17 protein-coding genes are annotated in these 18,281 nt (G+C 61.2%); 8 read left to right on the top strand and 9 right to left on the bottom strand.

Features of this window, described 5'->3' with window-relative positions:
- The first annotated feature begins 63 nt into the window (after positions 1-63).
- The 5 genes from ACSQ16_RS07090 to ACSQ16_RS07070 all read left to right on the top strand — a co-directional run bounded on the left by ACSQ16_RS07090 (position 64) and on the right by ACSQ16_RS07070 (position 5,624).
- On the top strand, positions 64-1,665 hold the full coding sequence (locus ACSQ16_RS07090; RefSeq protein WP_093928628.1) for an ABC transporter ATP-binding protein: 1,602 nt from the start codon (positions 64-66) through the stop codon (positions 1,663-1,665).
- Position 1,666: 1 nt separating this feature from the next.
- Positions 1,667-2,827, top strand: a complete 1,161-nt coding sequence (locus tag ACSQ16_RS07085) for an ABC transporter permease (protein ID WP_317405863.1) — start codon at positions 1,667-1,669, stop codon at positions 2,825-2,827.
- 35 nt (positions 2,828-2,862) lie between these two features.
- The gene (locus ACSQ16_RS07080) at positions 2,863-3,831 is read left to right on the top strand and encodes an ABC transporter permease (RefSeq protein WP_243261167.1); all 969 of its coding nucleotides are present in this window, start codon (positions 2,863-2,865) and stop codon (positions 3,829-3,831) included.
- 114 nt (positions 3,832-3,945) lie between these two features.
- Entirely contained in the window at positions 3,946-4,860 is a 915-nt protein-coding gene (locus tag ACSQ16_RS07075) for a sulfite exporter TauE/SafE family protein (protein WP_243261168.1), read from the top strand.
- Positions 4,857-5,624 (top strand): TIGR02186 family protein, encoded by a 768-nt coding sequence (locus tag ACSQ16_RS07070; protein ID WP_243261169.1) that lies wholly within the window; start codon positions 4,857-4,859, stop codon positions 5,622-5,624. Before ACSQ16_RS07075 ends, ACSQ16_RS07070 begins: the two co-directional genes overlap by 4 nt.
- Here the strand turns inward: ACSQ16_RS07070 and ACSQ16_RS07065 are convergent.
- The 4 genes from ACSQ16_RS07065 to ACSQ16_RS07050 all read right to left on the bottom strand — a co-directional run bounded on the left by ACSQ16_RS07065 (position 5,621) and on the right by ACSQ16_RS07050 (position 11,109).
- Complete coding sequence (locus ACSQ16_RS07065) at positions 5,621-7,159, bottom strand: ATP-dependent DNA helicase (protein WP_243261170.1); 1,539 nt, start codon at positions 7,157-7,159, stop codon at positions 5,621-5,623. The genes ACSQ16_RS07070 and ACSQ16_RS07065 overlap by 4 nt on opposite strands.
- A 79-nt stretch (positions 7,160-7,238) precedes the next feature.
- On the bottom strand, positions 7,239-7,958 hold the full coding sequence (locus ACSQ16_RS07060) for a helix-turn-helix transcriptional regulator (protein WP_243261171.1): 720 nt from the start codon (positions 7,956-7,958) through the stop codon (positions 7,239-7,241).
- Positions 7,959-8,305: 347 nt separating this feature from the next.
- Complete coding sequence (ccrA, locus tag ACSQ16_RS07055) at positions 8,306-9,586, bottom strand: crotonyl-CoA carboxylase/reductase (RefSeq protein WP_243261172.1); 1,281 nt, start codon at positions 9,584-9,586, stop codon at positions 8,306-8,308.
- 125 nt (positions 9,587-9,711) lie between these two features.
- Positions 9,712-11,109, bottom strand: coding sequence for a 1-acyl-sn-glycerol-3-phosphate acyltransferase (locus ACSQ16_RS07050; RefSeq protein WP_243261173.1), 1,398 nt, complete (start codon positions 11,107-11,109; stop codon positions 9,712-9,714).
- A gap of 166 nt (positions 11,110-11,275) precedes the next feature.
- On the opposite strand from ACSQ16_RS07050, the gene ACSQ16_RS07045 reads away from it, so the two are divergent.
- The 3 genes from ACSQ16_RS07045 to deoD all read left to right on the top strand — a co-directional run bounded on the left by ACSQ16_RS07045 (position 11,276) and on the right by deoD (position 14,566).
- The gene (locus tag ACSQ16_RS07045) at positions 11,276-13,243 is read left to right on the top strand and encodes a protein meaA (RefSeq protein ID WP_317405856.1); all 1,968 of its coding nucleotides are present in this window, start codon (positions 11,276-11,278) and stop codon (positions 13,241-13,243) included.
- 83 nt (positions 13,244-13,326) lie between these two features.
- Positions 13,327-13,671, top strand: coding sequence for an H-NS histone family protein (locus tag ACSQ16_RS07040; protein WP_243261175.1), 345 nt, complete (start codon positions 13,327-13,329; stop codon positions 13,669-13,671).
- Positions 13,672-13,861: 190 nt separating this feature from the next.
- Positions 13,862-14,566: a purine-nucleoside phosphorylase gene (deoD, locus tag ACSQ16_RS07035; protein WP_243261176.1), complete on the top strand. Its 705-nt coding sequence runs from the start codon at positions 13,862-13,864 to the stop codon at positions 14,564-14,566.
- Positions 14,567-14,689: 123 nt separating this feature from the next.
- Here deoD and ACSQ16_RS07030 read toward each other — a convergent pair whose 3' ends face one another.
- The 5 genes from ACSQ16_RS07030 to sdhD are packed head-to-tail and all read right to left on the bottom strand — an operon-like array spanning position 14,690 to position 18,278.
- Positions 14,690-14,905 (bottom strand): hypothetical protein, encoded by a 216-nt coding sequence (locus ACSQ16_RS07030; protein ID WP_067261889.1) that lies wholly within the window; start codon positions 14,903-14,905, stop codon positions 14,690-14,692.
- 42 nt (positions 14,906-14,947) lie between these two features.
- On the bottom strand, positions 14,948-15,727 hold the full coding sequence (locus ACSQ16_RS07025) for a succinate dehydrogenase iron-sulfur subunit (protein ID WP_132446576.1): 780 nt from the start codon (positions 15,725-15,727) through the stop codon (positions 14,948-14,950).
- Positions 15,728-15,737: 10 nt separating this feature from the next.
- Positions 15,738-16,073, bottom strand: a complete 336-nt coding sequence (locus ACSQ16_RS07020) for a hypothetical protein (RefSeq protein ID WP_243261177.1) — start codon at positions 16,071-16,073, stop codon at positions 15,738-15,740.
- Positions 16,073-17,878 carry a succinate dehydrogenase flavoprotein subunit gene (gene sdhA, locus ACSQ16_RS07015; protein WP_243261178.1) on the bottom strand — a complete coding sequence of 602 codons (1,806 nt, stop codon included), beginning with the start codon at positions 17,876-17,878 and terminating at the stop codon, positions 16,073-16,075. The genes ACSQ16_RS07020 and sdhA overlap by 1 nt, the downstream gene beginning before the upstream one ends.
- Positions 17,879-17,906: 28 nt before the next feature.
- Entirely contained in the window at positions 17,907-18,278 is a 372-nt protein-coding gene (gene sdhD / locus ACSQ16_RS07010) for a succinate dehydrogenase, hydrophobic membrane anchor protein (protein WP_067940260.1), read from the bottom strand.
- Between the last annotated feature and the right edge of the window lie 3 nt (positions 18,279-18,281).

Below are 18,281 nucleotides of genomic sequence, written 5' to 3'. Positions count from 1 at the left end.
TGCCCCGGAAAGAATTGGGCCAAACCCAGATCAAAACCCGCAATGGCCGCAGGACCTTTTGATATGACCGATACCGCTCCCGCGATTGAACTTAAGGGCATTTCCAAAGCCTTCGGCCCGGTACAGGCCAACAAAGACATCTCGATCCGCGTGATGCCCGGCACGATCCACGGGATTATCGGCGAAAACGGCGCCGGCAAGTCGACGCTGATGTCGATCCTTTATGGGTTCTACAAAGCCGACGCGGGTGAGATTTTCATCAGTGGCAAAAAGACCGACATTCCCGACAGCCAAGCCGCCATCGCGGCGGGCATCGGCATGGTTTTCCAGCACTTCAAACTGGTCGAGAACTTCACCGTTCTGGAAAACATCATTCTGGGGGCCGAAGATGGTCGCTTGCTCAAGCCTTCGCTTTCTAAAGCCCGCAAGTCGCTGATTAGTCTTGCCGAAGACTACGGCCTCAACGTCGACCCCGACGCGCTGATCCAAGATATTGGCGTAGGGATGCAGCAGCGCGTGGAAATCCTCAAAGCGCTCTACCGGCAGGCCGATATTCTGATCTTGGACGAGCCGACCGGCGTGCTGACCCCCGCCGAGGCTGATCAGCTTTTCCGCATCCTCGGGCGCCTGCGCTCTGAGGGCAAAACCATCATCCTCATCACCCACAAGCTGCGCGAGATCATGGAGATCACCGATACCGTGTCGGTCATGCGCCGGGGCAAGATGACCGCGACCGTGAAGACTGCCGAGACCTCGCCGCCGGAACTGGCCGAGCTGATGGTCGGGCGTAAGGTCTTGCTGCGCGTCAATAAAAAGCCCGCAACGCCCGGCGATGTCATTTTGGATGTCAAAGGGCTGCGGGTCGTCGATGGCAAAGGCGTTGAGCGTCTGCGCGGCATTGATTTGCAAGTCTGCGCTGGTGAGGTGCTGGGCCTTGCGGGTGTCGCAGGCAACGGCCAATCCGAACTGCTCGAGGTGCTGGGCGGCTATGCCGATGGCACCGGCAACGTCACGCTAAACGGCACCCCGCTGGACCTATCGGGCAAGAAATCCGACGGCCAATCGCGCCGCGCGCGCGGTGTAGCCCATGTGCCCGAAGATCGCCAGCGCGAGGGTCTGATTATGGATTTTCAGGCTTGGGAGAATAACGTCTTCGGCTACCACCACGACGACCGCTTCAACAGCGGGCTGCTAATGGACCACGCCGCGATCCGCGCCGATGCCGAAGACAAGATGGCCCGCTTTGACGTGCGCCCGCCTGACCCGACGCTGGCGGCCAAGAACTTTTCGGGCGGGAACCAGCAGAAAATCGTTCTGGCCCGTGAGATCGAGCGCAACCCCGACCTTCTGCTCATCGGCCAGCCCACCCGCGGCGTCGACATTGGCGCGATTGAGTTCATCCATGAACAGATCATAGCCCTGCGCGATCAGGGCAAGGCGATCCTGCTGGTCTCGGTCGAACTCGAAGAAATCCTCGCCCTGTCGGACCGCATCGCGGTGATGTTCGACGGGCAGATCATGGGCGAACGCGCCGCCGACCAGACCGACGAGAAAGAACTGGGGCTTTTGATGGCTGGCATCACCGATACCGAGAACGAACACAGCGTGGCCGAGGTCGAAGCCAATCTCGCCCGCGCCGGCGGCGACGCCAGCAAGGAGGTCTGAGATGGACGTGATGCCAAAATGGGCCGAGGTGATCCTCGTGCCGCTGATCTCTCTGTTGCTGGCGGCACTGCTCTCGGCGCTGGTGATCCTCGCCATCGGTGAAGACCCGATTGCCGCCGTGACACTGATGGTCAAAGGCGCGCTCGGCTCGACCTATGGCTGGGGCTATACGCTTTATTACGCCACTAACTTCATCTTCACCGGCCTCGCCGTCGCCGTGGCCTTCCACGCGCGCCTGTTCAACATCGGTGGCGAAGGTCAGGCGATGCTGGGCGGTTTGGGCGTAGCACTGGCCGCGCTTTACATCCCGTGGCCGCACTGGTCGCTGGCGCTGATCGGCGCAGGTGTCATGGCGGGGCTTTTCGGCGCCGTCTGGGCTGCGATCCCCGGCTGGCTGCAAGCCAAACGCGGCAGCCACGTCGTAATCACCACGATCATGTTCAACTTTATCGCGGCGGCGCTGCTGAACTATGTTCTGGTCAACGTCATGCGCCCGCCGGGCAGCATGGACCCGGCCAGCGCCCGCTTTCCCGAAGCCGTGCATCTACCGACGTTGCATGAATTGCTGGCCCCGCTTGGCATCGCCTTCTCGAAATCCGCGCCTGCCAATATCTCGCTGCTCGTCGCTGCTGCGGCCTGTATCGTGGTCTGGCTGCTGATCTGGCGCACGCGCCTTGGCTATGAAATCCGCGCCTATGGCCATTCGCAACCTGCTGCCAAATACGCGGGCATCTCGCCCGTGCGAATCACGATGGTCACCATGATCATCTCGGGCGCGCTGGCGGGGCTGATGGCGATCAACAACGTCATGGGCGAAAGCGAGCGTCTGGTGCTGAACGCGACCGAAGGCGCAGGCTTTATCGGCATCGCCGTGGCACTTATGGGCCGCTCGCATCCCGTGGGCGTCTTCTTCGCCGCCCTGCTCTTCGGTTTCCTCTACCAAGGCGGCGCGGAACTGGCGCTCTGGACCTCGATCCCGCGCGAATTGATCGTCGTGATCCAGGCGCTGGTGATCCTCTTTACCGGCGCGCTCGACAATATGGTGCGGATGCCGCTGGAGCGTCTTTTCCTGATGTTCCGCCGCCCCGGCCCTCCAGCCAATTCCGCTGACAGCGAGCCCAAACCCGGCCCCCGCAGCGCCCAGTCGGAGAGCGCGGAATGAGCCCCTATACCCCCCTGAGAAAGCGGGTCTGACCTATGGACTATATCACGCTCATCCAATTGCTCGACAGCACCGTTCGGCTGGCCACGCCGCTGCTTCTGGCCTGTCTTGCCGGTCTCTTCTCCGAACGCGCCGGGGTCTTCGACATCGGGCTCGAAGGCAAAATGCTGGCCGCGGCCTTCTTCTCGGCGGCGCTCGCCTCAATCACCGGATCGGTCTGGATCGGACTGGCGGCAGGCATCGCCTCTTCGCTGGCACTCAGCGCCGTGCATGGCCTCGCCTCCATCACTTTCCGCGGCAACCAGCTGATCTCCGGCGTGGCGATCAACTTCCTCGCTGCCGGCATGACCGTGCTGATCGCGCAGGACTGGTTTGCCCAAGGGGGCCGCACGCCCTCGCTCTTTGGCGGCGCCCGGTTCGAGCCGATCACCCTGCCCTTCGCTGATGCCATGGCCGATGTGCCAATCATCGGCCCGCTTTACGAAGAGCTGATCTCGGGCCATTCGATCCTCGTCTATGCCGCCTTCCTCGCCGTGCCGCTGACATGGTGGATCCTGTTCCGCACCCGCTTCGGCCTGCGCCTGCGCGCCGTGGGCGAGAACCCCGCCGCCGTCGACACCGCAGGTGTCTCGGTCGTGGGTCTGCGCTATGCCGCCGTGGCCATCGCGGGCCTGCTCTGCGGCGTGGCGGGGGCCTACCTCAGCACCGCGCTGCAGGCGGGTTTCGTCAAGGACATGTCGGCGGGCCGCGGCTTTATCGCGCTGGCCGCGCTGATCTTCGCCAAGTGGCGTCCGTGGTACGCGCTCTGGGCGACGCTGCTCTTTGGCCTATTCGGCGCGCTGGAAACCCGGCCTGACGTGATCCAATCGGTGATCGGCATCAAAGTTCAGGGCCAGATATTGAGCGCGCTGCCCTATCTGATGACCGTGGTGATCCTCGCGGGCTTCGTCGGCAAGGCGATCCCGCCCCGCGCGGGCGGGGAGCCCTATGTGAAAGAACGCTGACACCCCTCTCCGGCCCTTGCACCCGAGGGCCGGATCGGCGCAACCTATCTCAGTGGTCGCTTTATCGCGACAAGCTATGTTGAACTGCGCGGCCGTTAGAGGCTAGGAAACGTCATGCAAATCTACCTGCCCATCGCCGAGGTATCGGTTAACGCCTTCCTCCTTCTGGGACTGGGCGGAATTGTGGGCATCCTATCGGGCATGTTTGGCGTCGGCGGCGGGTTTTTGATCACGCCGCTGTTGTTCTTTGTCGGCATCCCCCCCGCCGTGGCCGTGGCGACTTCGACCAACCAGATCGTCGCCTCGTCCTTCTCGGCCCTTCTGGCGCACCTAAAAAGGCGCACGGTGGATTTCCGAATGGGCTGGGTGTTGCTGGCGGGCGGCCTCATCGGCTCGGGCATCGGCATGTTCATCTTTAACTACCTGAAATCGCTGGGCCAGGTCGATCTGCTGGTGACCCTTTGCTACGTGATTTTTCTGGGCATCATCGGCGGGTTGATGTTCTTTGAATCGCTCCGCGCGATCCGCCGCACCCGCAAAGGTGGGCGCGTGCAGCGCAAAAAACACTACTGGGTCCACGGCCTGCCAATGAAAATGCGGTTTCGGGTATCGGGGCTTTATATCTCGGTGATCCCCCCGGTGCTTGTTGGCGCGGCGGTCGGGATGCTCTCGGCCATCATGGGCGTCGGCGGCGGGTTCATCATGGTGCCCGCGATGATCTATCTGCTGGGCATGCCCACCAAAGTGGTGATCGGCACCTCGCTGTTGCAGATCATTTTCGTGACCGGTTTCACCACCATGCTGCACGCCACCACCAACCAGACGGTCGACATCGTGTTGGCGGTGCTTTTGCTGGTCGGCGGGGTGCTGGGTGCACAGGTTGGCACGCGCATTGGCGTGCGGATGCAGGCCGAACAGTTGCGCATTTTGCTGGCAGTGCTGGTTCTCGCGGTCTGCGGTAAGCTGGCGCTCGATTTGCTGCTGGAGCCGTCCGAGCTTTACTCCCTCAGCCCGGTGGCGGCAGAATGATCCGCGCAGTTCTCGCATTCGCTGGCCTGCTGCTCACGGCCCTCACCGCCACGGCGGAGGAGGAGATCGTGTTGGGCCTCAGCCAAGCCGAAGTCTCCATCACCACCAATTTCGACGGGTCCGAAATCCTCGTCTACGGCGCTGTCAAACGTGAAACCCCGATCCCCGAAGGCGCGCCGCTCGAAGTGGTCGTTACCGTCTCTGGCCCCTCGACCCCAATCATGGTGCGGCGCAAAGAGCGGCGCTTTGGTATCTGGGTCAACACTGACGCGATTGAGGTCGACCGCGCGCCGAGTTTCTATGCCGTGGTCACCTCTGGCCCGCTGTCCGAAGTGCTCAAACGTATCGAAGACCTGCGCCACCGCATCTCCATCCCTCGCGCCATCCGCTCTGTCGGCGCCCCGATGGAGATCGCAGACCCCACCCAATTCACCGATGCGCTGATCCGCGTGCGCAAGGATGCGAACCTCTACCAAGTCATCGAAGACGGCGTGAAGGTCGACGAACAAACCCTCTTCCGCGCCGCCGTCGCCCTGCCCGCCTCGCTCACCGAGGGCGCCTATGACACGCGGATTTTTCTGACCCGTGGCGGCGATGTGGTGGCGCAATATGAAACGGTGATCGACGTGCGCAAAGTCGGGATGGAGCGATGGCTATTCAACCTCGCCCATGAGCAGGCCTTTATCTACGGGCTGCTGTCGCTCTTTATCGCCATTACCGCGGGCTGGGGCGCCTCTGCCGTCTTTGGGCTGCTGCGCCGCTAAGCCGCGCCATCCTCGGTCGCGTCAAGCGTCAGCGCGGCTGCCGGGGCGGCACGCAGATCGTCCACGCGCAGCGGGCCGGATGGTTTGCTAAGACGGTTGCGCACCACCCAGATCAGCCGCTCCTGCGCGCGGGTGATGGCGACGTAAGCCAGCCGTTTCCACAGCGGTTGCCCGGCCTCAGAGCGCCCCATCCGCGCGGCGGCGTATAGGTCGGGCGCAAAGACCTGCACGTTTTCCCACTGGCTGCCCTGCGCCTTGTGGATCGTCACCGCCGCCCCATGCAAGAACGTGGCCCCCATACGCGCGGCGAAGGGGATAAAGGGTTCTTCCTCATCCGGCTTTTCGATTTTGACGATCGAGGCCGCACTCACCTGCGGGTCTTCGGCACCGATAACGTGCAACCGGCTGAACCCCGGCTTGCGTCCCTCGCCCAGATAGACCACCTGCGCGCCTTTGATCAGGCCGCGCGCTTCTAGGTCGAGGCGTTTCTTGCGGTGCTTCAGCGGCAGTTCGATCCCGTCGCAGATCAGCGGCTCCCCCGCCAGCAGCGCATCTTCGGGGGCGCCATGCACGGCGCGAAAGGCGTTGATCAGCCGAATGCGCGTGGCATTCCGCCAGACCAGCACTGGGCTGCGCGCCATCAGATCAACTTCAACCCGCTGACCCCAGACCACGCGATCATCCTTGCGCGCCGCGTCTTCGATCATCCGCTCAAAGTCATGAAACTCAAGCTGTGGATCGGCCAACGCATGGGCGATATCGAGGATCGGGTTATCAGCCTCTTGCCTGTGAATGCGGTTGAGGTTCAGCACCCGCTTTTCGGGCAGCTTCTCAAACACCATCGTGCCTGACTGGCCCACCGGCGCGAGCTGCGCGGGATCACCAAACAGCAGCAGCGTCGGGAAAATCTCTTTCAGGTCTTCGAACTGCTTGTCATCCAGCATCGAGCTTTCGTCGACAAAGCCAATGTCGAGCGGCTCTTCCCGCCGTTTCCAGCCGGTGATGAAATCACTGCCCCGCAGCCCCGCCGCCGCCAGCGCCCCGGGCACGGATTTGTTGTTCGCGAAAAACGCCGCTGCCCGGTCCAGCGCGACCTCGCTCAGCCCTTCGATGTCGGGCTTTTCGCCATTCCCGGTCAGCCACTCCGCGATGCGCTCGTATTCGGGGTGGTAAACCGGCGTGTAGAGAATGCGATGGATCGTCGTCGCAGGCACGCCGCGCAGACGCAAGACGCTCGCCGCTTTGTTGGTCGGCGCGAGGATCGCCAACGTGCGTTTCTCACGTTTCTTGCGCGATTCGTAATCACCCGACACAATGTCGACGCCCGCCGCTTCCAAGGCACGATAAAGCTCGGCCAGCAGTAGCGTTTTGCCCGATCCGGCCTTGCCGGTCACCGCCATCACCTGATCCGGGCCGCCCGCAGGCGGCATCAGCAATGAATCATCCAGATCAATGCCCGCAGAGCGCAGCATCTCGGCCACCTTATCATGGGCGGCGGCTTGGTCTTCGGAATAGGTGAGCGCAGTAGATGTCATTGGGCGACCCTAAATGAGCCCTGCGCCGGGGGCCAGATGGCTTCGCCCAGCCCGCTTCTGATTTCGCGCAATAACTGGCTCAGACGAAGATCAGCCCCCGGCTCAGCGCGCGTGCGACGGCGTGGGTGGTGTTGGATGCCCCGAGCTTGAACCGCGCGCTTTCCACGTAGGCGCGCAGCGTGTGTTCCGAGATCGACAGCCGTTCGGCCACTTGCGCGCGGCTATAGCCCACCGCCAGCAGCGTCATGGCATCCACCTCTCGCGGGGAGAGCGCCTGCACCGCCCCCGGTGCACGATCCGGGGCCAGCGCTAGCGCCTTTTCGTTGAAACAATGCGCCGCCCAGATCAGATCGCGCCGGTGCCGCGCGGTGAATGCGGCCCAGACCGCGTCGGTGCAGCTGTGATTGGTGGTAAACAGCGCAAACTGCCCATGCGGACCCCGAATAGGCACCGAAAACCCCTGATCGCCCACCCCATGATCCAGCGCGTCCCGCCGGAATTTCCGCGCCGCACGGGAGGACCAATCAAGGTCTTTCCAGTCCACTGGCTCAAACCGACGATAGCAGCCGCTGACCACCGGATCGATGCGCAGGTAGTTTCGGTTCTGATAACGTTCTGACCAGAGCGGTCCATAGGTGCCGCAGCCATATTGCGCACCCGCCGTATCAACCCAATGATAGGCAACATGTAAAATGCCATAGTGATCGCGCAGATCTGCGCAAGCGCGCTCAAGGGCTGGCTGCCCATCAGCCTGCGCCAGCCTTTCCCAAATTTGTTCCAGATGCGGCTCTATCCTCATGCGCCCGGCCTGCGGCCCTTTCGCGTTGCACGGACATTTCAGCCAGAGCGATAAGCGCCGCGTCGTCCAACTGTTCCGCAGTACGGGGCAGTTGGTTTGCCATGGCGAAAGCCCTTAGATCGGCCAATACGTCCAATATCCAATCATCTCGCATGAGAGTCGCCCAGCTTTGGTTAATGGCAGATTAATACAACCATAGCATGTGCGTGAATTCGTACCATCCGCGCTTTTCGCCCCCCCTTAAATGGCGGGGCAGGCTGCACTAAGTCTCTGTTCCGGTTACAGCCAAACGAAAAACCCCCGCAGCCGAGGCCACGGGGGTTCTGGTTTTATTCTATCAGTCAGGTTCAGTCGCGCGCCATAACCGTATCTTCCAGCGTGCGCAGCCCGGTCGTCGGCGCCTGCACCAAAACAGACATGTTGCCCGGTTTATGCTCGTTGCGCATCATCTTCATATGCGCCTCAGGCAGATCGGCCCAGCTAAAGACCTCGGACATGCAAGGATCAAGGCGGCGTTCCATCATCAGCTTGTTGGCCGCGCTCGCCTGCTTCAGATGGGCAAAGTGGCTGCCCTGCAGACGCTTCTGGTGCATCCACATATAGCGCACGTCGAAGGTCAGGTTGAAGCCGCTCGTCCCGGCACAGATCACCACCATGCCGCCTTTTTTCACAACGAAGGTCGAGACCGGGAATGTCGCCTCACCCGGATGTTCAAAGACCATGTCGACGTTTACGCCCTTGCCGGTGATGTCCCAGATCGCCTTGCCGAACTTGCGGGCCTCTTTGAACCACTCGTTATATTCCGGCGTGTTCACCGTGGGCAGTTGGCCCCAGCAGTTGAAGTCCTTGCGGTTCAACACGCCCTTGGCACCCAAATCCATCACGAACTGGCGCTTGCTCTCGTCCGAGATCACGCCGATCGCATTGGCGCCTGCGGTGTTGATAAGCTGGATCGCATAGGAGCCGAGGCCGCCCGAGGCGCCCCAGACCAGCACGTTCTGGCCGGGCTTCAGGTCATGCGGCTCGTGGCCGAAAAGCATCCGATAGGCAGTGGCCAGCGTCAGCGTGTAGCAGGCGCTTTCTTCCCATGTCAGGTGCTTGGGGCGCGGCATAAGCTGCTGGCTCTGCACGCGGGTGAACTGCGCAAAGGAGCCGTCCGGCGTTTCATAGCCCCAGATCCGCTGGCTGGGGGAATACATCGGGTCGCCGCCGTTGCATTCCTCATCGTCGCCATCGTCTTGGTTGCAGTGGATCACCACTTCGTCGCCGACTTTCCAGCGGGTCACCTTGTCGCCCACCGCCCAGACGATGCCCGAGGCATCGGAGCCCGCGATGTGATAAGGTTCGCCGTGGCCGTCAAAGGGGCTGATCGGCACGCCGCGCGCGGCCCAGACACCGTTGTAGTTGATGCCTGCCGCCATGACCAAGACCAGCACGTCTTGACTGTCGAGCTCTGGCACGTCGACGACTTCTTGCAGCATCGCGCTGTCCGGATCGCCATGCCGTTCGCGACGGATGGCCCAAGCATACATCTGTTTCGGAACGTGACCCATCGGGGGCATCTCGCCCACTTCGTAAAGGTCTTTTTGCGGGGCGTCATAGTCGGCGTGTTTCGTATCCAGTGCCATGTGGGCCTCCTGCCGGTGATCGGTGTCTACAAGGTCTGTGCCGCACTGCAGAATCGCGGCGGCTCCCCTTTGGGATATGATCCACCGCGCAACATTGCAACCCCTGCAACTCTACTTTTGTAATTTTATGACCCAGCGGTTGCAGCAATTTCCGCCGCAGGTGCAGCATCTTCGCTCGGAAAATGCGCAATAGAGTTAGCGTAAAAGGCCAAAACAGGCTCCTGCCCCGGCACGATTTCCAACCCCTGTGCACCTTCAGAAATGACACCACGTTTCATCAACCGAGCCGAGGCACGGGCCACGCGCTCGGCCAGAACCTCGGGCTTTGGCACGCGGTTGCGCTGCGGCATCTGCCCCAGCGTAGCGCCGACCTTCGACAGCAATTCCGCCTCGCTCATCGGGGCTTGCGTTTGCAACATGACCCGCGCGATCAGCGGCACCGTCAGCACGGGCATCGCCTGCGCGATCCGGTCCATCAACATCTCCGACAGTTCCGAGACCGGCACCTCCGCCCCCGTACGCCGTAACGACAACGGATCACCAAAGGTCACCGCAGCGGTCCCGAACCGCGTGTCATGCCCCCGCATTCGCCGCCACATCTTGCGCAGGACAAAGCCCACAACCACCGTGATCCGCGCACCAAAGCGACGGTCACCGCGCTGCCCGGCGGCGATCAAAACCCGGTCTTCCAGCACGCGGTCATAGTTAATCGCCACTGGCACAAAGATGATGTCGCGTTCGCCCTCGGGGTCAAAGCCTTCAACCACATAGGACAGCAAGCCAACCTTCGGCGGCTGTAGCGCGCCGGTGAGGCTCAGCCCCCCTTCGGGATAAAACGCCTGCGTTACGCCGCCAGCCGTGGCCATCTGCACATAACGCGCCAACACCTTGCGATAGAGCGCCCCGCGCGAACGGCGTCGGATAAAGTACGCACCCATGGAACGGATCAGCGTGCTAAGCGGCCAGACCCGCGCCCACTCCCCCACTGCATAGCTCAGCGCCGAGGACCGCGCGGCGAGGTAGGTCACCAGCATGTAGTCCATGTTCGAGCGGTGGTTCATAACGAAAACCACCGTGGCGTCGCGGGGCAGAGAAGCAAAAGTCGTCTCGTTGCTCGCCGCTGTCTCGATCCGGTAGACCGCATTGGCCAGAAGCCGCGCCAGCCGGATGCCAAAGCTAAAATACGCAAAGGTGGAAAAACGCGGCACGATCTCACGTGCATAATCACGGGCTTTTTGAAAGGCGACGTTCTCGGGCACGCCATTGCTGCGAGCGTAATTAACGATCTCTAGACTGACCTGAGGATCATAGATCAGCCGCTGAATCATGTCATGCCGCCGCGCCAGTTTGAACGGCTCAATCGGCCGCGTGAGCCGCTTGTTCAGCCGCTCCACTGCCCGTTCCAGCCGTCGGCGAAAGAACCAACGCACCGAAGGCAGCAGAAAATGGCTCAGCGCCGTGACGGCTGCGAAAACCACGATGAGGATGAACAGCCAAAGGGGCAATTGCACGGTCTGCGTCATGGGTTAACCCTTACAGCGCGGGACTGAGAGGACAATATTTATCTGTTTCTACCCGCGCCGCAGCGGCACAGACGATGCCGCAACGCAGCGAATTGACAGCGCCACATTGTTTCGCCTATCAACAGCATGACGCAACTTTATTGCCAAACAGATTCAAGAGGCCCCAATGACCCAATCGCAGAAAGACCGCCCCTGGCTCATTCGCACCTATGCGGGCCATTCCACCGCCGCCGCCTCCAACGCGCTTTACCGCTCCAACCTTGAGCGCGGGCAGACCGGCCTTTCGGTCGCTTTCGATCTGCCGACCCAGACCGGCTATGACAGCGACCATGTGCTCAGCCGCGGTGAGGTCGGCAAGGTAGGCGTGCCGGTGAACCATCTCGGCGACATGCGCGCGCTGTTCGACGGCATTCCGCTTGAGAAGATGAACACCTCCATGACGATTAACGCAACGGCCCCTTGGCTGCTGGCGCTATATATCGCCGTGGCCGAGGAACAGGGCGCGGATGTGACCGCGCTGCAGGGCACGGTGCAGAATGATCTGATCAAGGAATACCTCAGCCGCGGCACCTATATCTGCCCGCCGGCGCCCTCGCTCAAGATGATCGCGGATGTGGCCGAATACTGCTATACTAACGTGCCAAAATGGAACCCGATGAACGTCTGTTCCTACCACCTGCAAGAGGCCGGGGCGACGCCTGAACAGGAATTGGCCTTTGCGCTGGCCACTGCGACAGCCGTGTTGGATGCCCTAAAGCCCCGTGTCCCCGCGGAAGATTTCCCGCAATTGGTGGGCCGTATTTCCTTTTTCGTGAACGCAGGCATCCGCTTTGTCACCGAAATGTGCAAAATGCGTGCCTTCGTGGACCTATGGGATGAAATTTGCCGCGAGCGTTATGGCGTGGATGACCCGAAATTCCGACGTTTCCGCTATGGGGTGCAGGTCAATTCACTGGGGCTGACCGAACAACAACCCGAGAATAACGTCTACCGTATTCTCATTGAAATGCTGGCCGTGACCCTGTCGAAAAAAGCCCGTGCCCGCGCTGTGCAATTGCCCGCATGGAACGAAGCGCTCGGCCTGCCCCGCCCATGGGACCAGCAATGGTCAATGCGGATGCAGCAAATCATGGCTCATGAAACCGATCTTTTGGAATTCGACGATCTTTTCGACGGCAACCCGGCGGTCGACGCGAAGGTTGAATTACTTAAAGAAGGCGCGCGCGCGGAATTGGCGAACTTGGACGGAATGGGCGGTGCTATTTCCGCGATTGATTACATGAAGGGTCGTTTGGTCGAAAGTAACGCCGACCGTCTGCGCCGAATTGAAAGCGGCGAAACCGTGGTTGTCGGGGTCAACAAATGGCAACAAGGCGCGCCCTCTCCGCTGATGACGGGCGCGGGCGATATCATGCAATCCGATCCGGGGGCAGAAGCCGATCAGCTTTCTCGGCTTGAAGCATGGCGCGCGGCCCGCAATGACGATGCAGTGAAAAAGGCGCTGGCCGAACTGCGCCTCGCGGCCGAGAAGGGTGAAAACATCATGCCCGCCTCAATCGCCGCCGCAAAGGCTGGCGTAACCACCGGTGAATGGGCCGCTCAGATGCGCGCGGTACATGGGGAATACCGTGGCCCCACAGGGGTTTCCGCAGGCCAATCGAACAAGACCGAAGGGTTGGATGATCTGCGTGACGCAGTAGATGCGGTAAGTGACCGTCTGGGCCGCAGGCTCAAGTTCCTCGTCGGCAAACCGGGGCTTGATGGCCACTCTAACGGGGCCGAACAGATCGCCGTTCGCGCCCGCGATTGCGGCATGGACATCAGCTATGAAGGCATCCGCCTGACCCCTGCCGAGATCGTCGAGGCCGCAAAAGCGGAAGACGCCCATGTTGTCGGCCTGTCGATCCTTTCGGGATCTCATGTGCCACTTGTCGAAGAACTTATGAAACGCATGGCAGAGGCCGGGCTGAACCATGTCCCGGTAATTGTCGGCGGTATTATTCCCGAAGCCGACGCAACCCGTCTGCGGGCCGCCGGGGTAGCGCAGGTATATACGCCTAAAGACTTCGAATTGAACGTGATTATGCATGATATCATTACGCTCGCCGACCCCGCTGCGGTAGCCGCCGAGTAGTTTGACACAAAATATATCGTGCAATTGGCGAATTAGCTCTATAATTGCCCTGACCAGCACAATCTGGAAAGGAAAAATCAGATATGGAAAAAGACCTGAAATCCATGAGCCGCAAGGATCTGGAGAAACTTCTGTCGGATGTCAAAAAGGCATTGCAGGCGGCGCAGTCGCGCGAACGCCGCGCTGCGCGCAAAGCGGCCCAAAAGGCTGCGGCGGAATATGGCTTTTCCCTCAATGACTTGGCCGAAGAAGCACCCGCACCCAAGAAGGCTAAGAAACCACGCAAAGCGGCAACCGGCCCGAAATCAAAGCCCCAATTTGCCAATCCGGAAAATCCATCCCAAACCTGGACCGGCAAAGGCCGTCAGCCAAATTGGTTTCGCGCACAGGTAGAAAAAGGCAGCGATCCCGAAACAATGCGGCTTTAATCGACGCCCCGACGAATTGTAGGCACCGCGCGAATTGGGTTTCGCCGGTGCCTTTTTTTCGGGAATAACGCATTCGTGAATTATCTCGCGGTGCCCCTGTCCCTCCAGTTACCGCCTTTACGTCATCCATCACTCCCCTTGTGAACCGCGCCGCCCACAGGCAAAATGCGCGAAACATCAGGAGATAGAAATGACCGTCCATATTGGCGCCAAAGTCGGCGATATTGCTGAAACCGTATTGATGCCCGGCGATCCTTACCGCGCAAAATGGGCGGCTGAGACTTTTCTCGAAGGGGCCGAATTGGTCAACGAAGTCCGCGGGATGCTGGGTTTCACCGGCACATGGCGCGGCAATCGCGTAACCATCCAAGGCTCCGGCATGGGCATGCCATCCCTGTCGATCTATGCCAATGAACTGATGACGGAATATGGCGCGCAGACTTTGATCCGCATCGGGTCTTGCGGCGGGATGCAAAGCCATGTTGGCATTCGTGACGTGATCATCGCCATGACCGCCAGCACCATCACCTCCCCTTCTTCCGGCATATTCCGTGAATTGAACTATGCGCCCTGCGCAGACTGGGGGCTCTTGCGCGCGGCCGTCACAGCTGCCGAGAAATTGGATGCCAAGACCCATGTCGGTGGCATCTATTCTTCGGATGTCTTTTATGCCGAACGCCCTGATCTGGACGAACAAATGGTCCGCCATGGTATTCTGGGCGTCGAGATGGAAGCGGCTGAACTTTACACGCTAGCCGCGCGGCACAAGCGCCGGGCGCTGGCCGTATTGACCGTAAGCGATCATTTGCAGACTGGTGAGGCGTTGCCTTCAGAGGACCGCGAAAAGAGCTTTGGTGATATGGTTGAGATTGCACTGGAAGCGGCATTTGCCTGAGGCGCGCGCCCGTTGAGAGTGCGGACGGTATTTGAAAAAGGATGAAGAGGCGCGGCAGGGGTCGCGCCTTTTGCTGTTGTTGTGGTGGGTATCAGGCGCGTGCGGAAATATGTAGAGCATGGCTTACAGGCGCGGTGTATCGAGCCCTTTGAGGCAGCGGTCCGGTGGGCCTTCGCTGCGGTAGGCTTCGGCCCCGCAGGCGACGCAGTGGTATTTGCGCAGGGCGCCCTTGTCCCCTGCCCGGTCTTCGCGCCAGCGGCAGTCGCGCGTGGGCGCGTTGCGACGGGCAAAGATCAGCACGATCACAAAGACGATAACGATGACGAAGGGTAGGATCATAAGATAACCAAAGGCCCGGCGCTTGGCCGGGCCCTGTTGTCTTTAGACAGTCCGTTCGACCATCAGTTTTTTGATATTGGCAATCGCCGCTGCCGGGTTCAGCCCCTTGGGGCAGGTCTTGGCGCAGTTCATGATCGTGTGGCAGCGGTAGAGCTTGAAGGGGTCTTCGAGGTCATCCAAGCGCTCGCCTGTCGCCTCGTCCCGGCTGTCGATGATCCAGCGGTAGGCATGCAGCAGCGCTGCCGGCCCGAGGTAGCGGTCGCCGTTCCACCAGTAGCTGGGGCAGGAAGTCGAGCAGCAGGCGCACATGATGCACTCATAAAGACCGTCGAGCTTGGCGCGGTCGTCGATCGATTGTTTCCACTCTTTACGCGGCTCAGGCGTCTCGGTTTCCAGCCAGGGTTGGATCGAAGCGTGCTGGGCGTAGAAGTGCGTCAGATCGGGGATCAGGTCTTTGACCACCGGCATATGCGGCAGCGGGTAGATTTTGACCACGCCGTTGATCTCTTCCATGCCGTAGGTGCAGGCCAGTGTGTTGATCCCGTCGATATTCATCGCGCAGGAGCCGCAGATGCCTTCGCGGCAGGAGCGGCGGAAGGTCAGCGTGGGGTCAATCTCGTTTTTGATCTTGATCAGCGCATCAAGGATCATCGGGCCACAATCGTCCATGTCGACGAAATAGGTGTCGAGCGCCGGGTTTTTCCCGTCGTCGGGGTTCCAGCGATAAATGTGGAACTCGCGCAGGTTGGTCGCGCCTTGCGGCTTGGGCCATGTTTTTCCGCTGGTCATGCGGGAGTTTTTGGGAAGCGTCAGTTGAACCATTGTGCGTCTCCTAAAGCGTCATGCCAGCTGCGGGCGCGGCGGCCAGCAGGCAGGTACGGGTCTCGGGGCGCGACAGGATCGTGCGCACGGTGCCCGCTGTTGTGTCATCCACGCCGACCACGGCGGCGCGGGCCAATTCGCGCAGCTCAAGCGCGTCGGCATTGTCGATGATGCAATCGGTGAAGGGGGTGATTAGCTCTTTCGGCACCTGCGGGAAACGGGTGGCCAGAACTTCGGTCACCACCCCTTTGGAGCCTTGGCGGGCGGTGTCATCCACCGCCTGCTGTACTTCGACACATCCCGAGAGAGCTGCAAACGTGGCCGCGATGAGTGCTGTGCGAACCATCAATACACCCGTGCCTTGGGGGCGATCTTCTTCATGTCGATGCCGCCCTCGTCTTCTTTCGTCAGCGGATCGAGGTGCACGGCGCGGTAGGTGAGTTTCGCGTCATTGCCATCGAACCACGCCAGCGAGTGCTTGCGCCACTCGTCGTCGTTCCGATCCGGATAGTCCTCATGGGCGTGTGCACCACGGCTCTCTTTGCGGGCAGCGGCGGCGGTGATCGTGGCGGTGGCGTTGGGCATGAGGTTGGTCAGCTCCAGCGTCTCCATCAGGTCAGAGTTCCACACGAGGCTGCGGTCGGTGACGTGCAGGTCGTTCAGCTTGTCGGCGACTTCGATCATCTTCTCGCGGCCCTCTTCCAGCGTCTTATCGGTGCGGAAAACGGCGGCGTCGGCCTGCATGGTCTTTTGCATCTCAAGGCGCAGTTCCGAAGTCGGCGTGCCACCCTTGGCGTGGCGCAATCCGTCGAAGCGGTCGAATGCCTTCTCAACCGAGGCCATATTCGGCGTCGGCACGGCAGTTTCAGGGTCGACGATCTTGGCCGCGCGGATCGCAGCGGCGCGGCCAAAGACCACGAGGTCGATGAGCGAGTTGGAGCCCAGACGGTTCGCACCATGCACGGAGGCACAGCCCGCTTCGCCCACGGCCATCAGGCCGGGTGCGATGGCGTCGGGGTTGTCGGCGGTCGGGTTCAGCACCTCGCCCCAGTAGTTCGTGGGGATGCCGCCCATGTTGTAGTGTACCGTCGGCAGCACCGGGATCGGCTCTTTCGTCAGGTCCACACCTGCAAAGATGCGCGCGGATTCCGAGATGCCCGGCAGGCGCAGGTCCAGCGTTTCCGGCGGCAGGTGGTTCAGGTGCAGGTGGATGTGGTCTTTGTTCTCGCCCACACCACGGCCTTCGCGGATTTCCATCGTCATGCAGCGCGAAACAACGTCACGCGAGGCGAGGTCTTTGTAGGTCGGCGCGTAGCGTTCCATGAAACGCTCGCCTTCGGAGTTGGTCAGATACCCGCCTTCGCCGCGCGCACCTTCGGTGATCAAGCAGCCTGCTCCGTAGATGCCGGTGGGGTGGAACTGCACGAATTCCATGTCTTGCAGCGGCAGGCCCGCACGGGCCGCCATGCCGCCGCCGTCACCGGTGCAGGTATGCGCCGAAGTGGCCGAGAAATAGGCCCGGCCATAGCCGCCCGTCGCCAGCACGACCATTTTGGCGCTGAACAGATGCATGGTGCCGTCGTCGAGCTTCCAGCAGAGCACGCCTTGGCAAACGCCGTCATCCGACATGATGAGGTCGATGGCGAAATACTCGATGAAGAACTGCGCGTTCTGCTTCAGCGATTGGCCGTAAAGCGTGTGCAGGATCGCGTGGCCGGTCCGGTCGGCGGCGGCACAGGTCCGCTGCACGGGGGGGCCTTCGCCGAATTCGGTGGTGTGACCGCCAAAGGGACGCTGGTAGATCTTGCCCTCTTCGGTGCGCGAGAAGGGCACGCCGTAATGCTCCAACTCGTAAACCGCTTTAGGCGCTTCGCGGGCGAGGTATTCCATCGCGTCGGTATCACCCAGCCAGTCCGAGCCTTTGACCGTGTCATACATATGCCACTGCCAGTTGTCCGGGCCCATGTTGCTCAAGGACGCGGCAATGCCGCCCTGCGCCGCCACGGTGTGGCTGCGGGTTGGGAAAACCTTGGAGATACAGGCCGTGCGCAGCCCCTGCTCCGCCATGCCCAAAGTCGCGCGCAGGCCAGCACCGCCTGCCCCCACCACGACAACGTCATATTCGTGGGTTTCGTATTCATATGCTGCCATTTAATCGGTCTCCCGTTTGGGCGTATTGTTACAGGGCGAGCTTGGCGATAGCGAAAACGCCGACCGCTGCTGCGCCGTAGCTGATGATGGTCATCACGATGAGGGCGATCTTGTTGGCCAGCCCATGGACATAGTCCTCGATCAGCACCTGCACACCGTCATTGAAATGTTTAAAGCCCACGATCAGCGTCAGGGCCGCCACGATGGCCGGGAATGGCCGCGCGTAATAGGCGAGGATCTCTTCGTACGTACCGCCAAGCGCGCTGCCGAAGGTAAAGACGAACAGCGGGATCAACACCAAGAGCGCCAGCGAGGACACTTTCATCGCCCAGAAATGCGCGGTGCCGGTTTTCGCCGAGCCAAGGCCACGGGCGCGTTTGCGATCTGTCATGTATGCCATGGT

It is taken from the genome of Sulfitobacter sp. SH24 (genome assembly GCF_965641895.1).
Classification (GTDB): domain Bacteria; phylum Pseudomonadota; class Alphaproteobacteria; order Rhodobacterales; family Rhodobacteraceae; genus Sulfitobacter; species Sulfitobacter dubius.
This window is presented reverse-complemented; position numbering and strand designations above follow the sequence as displayed.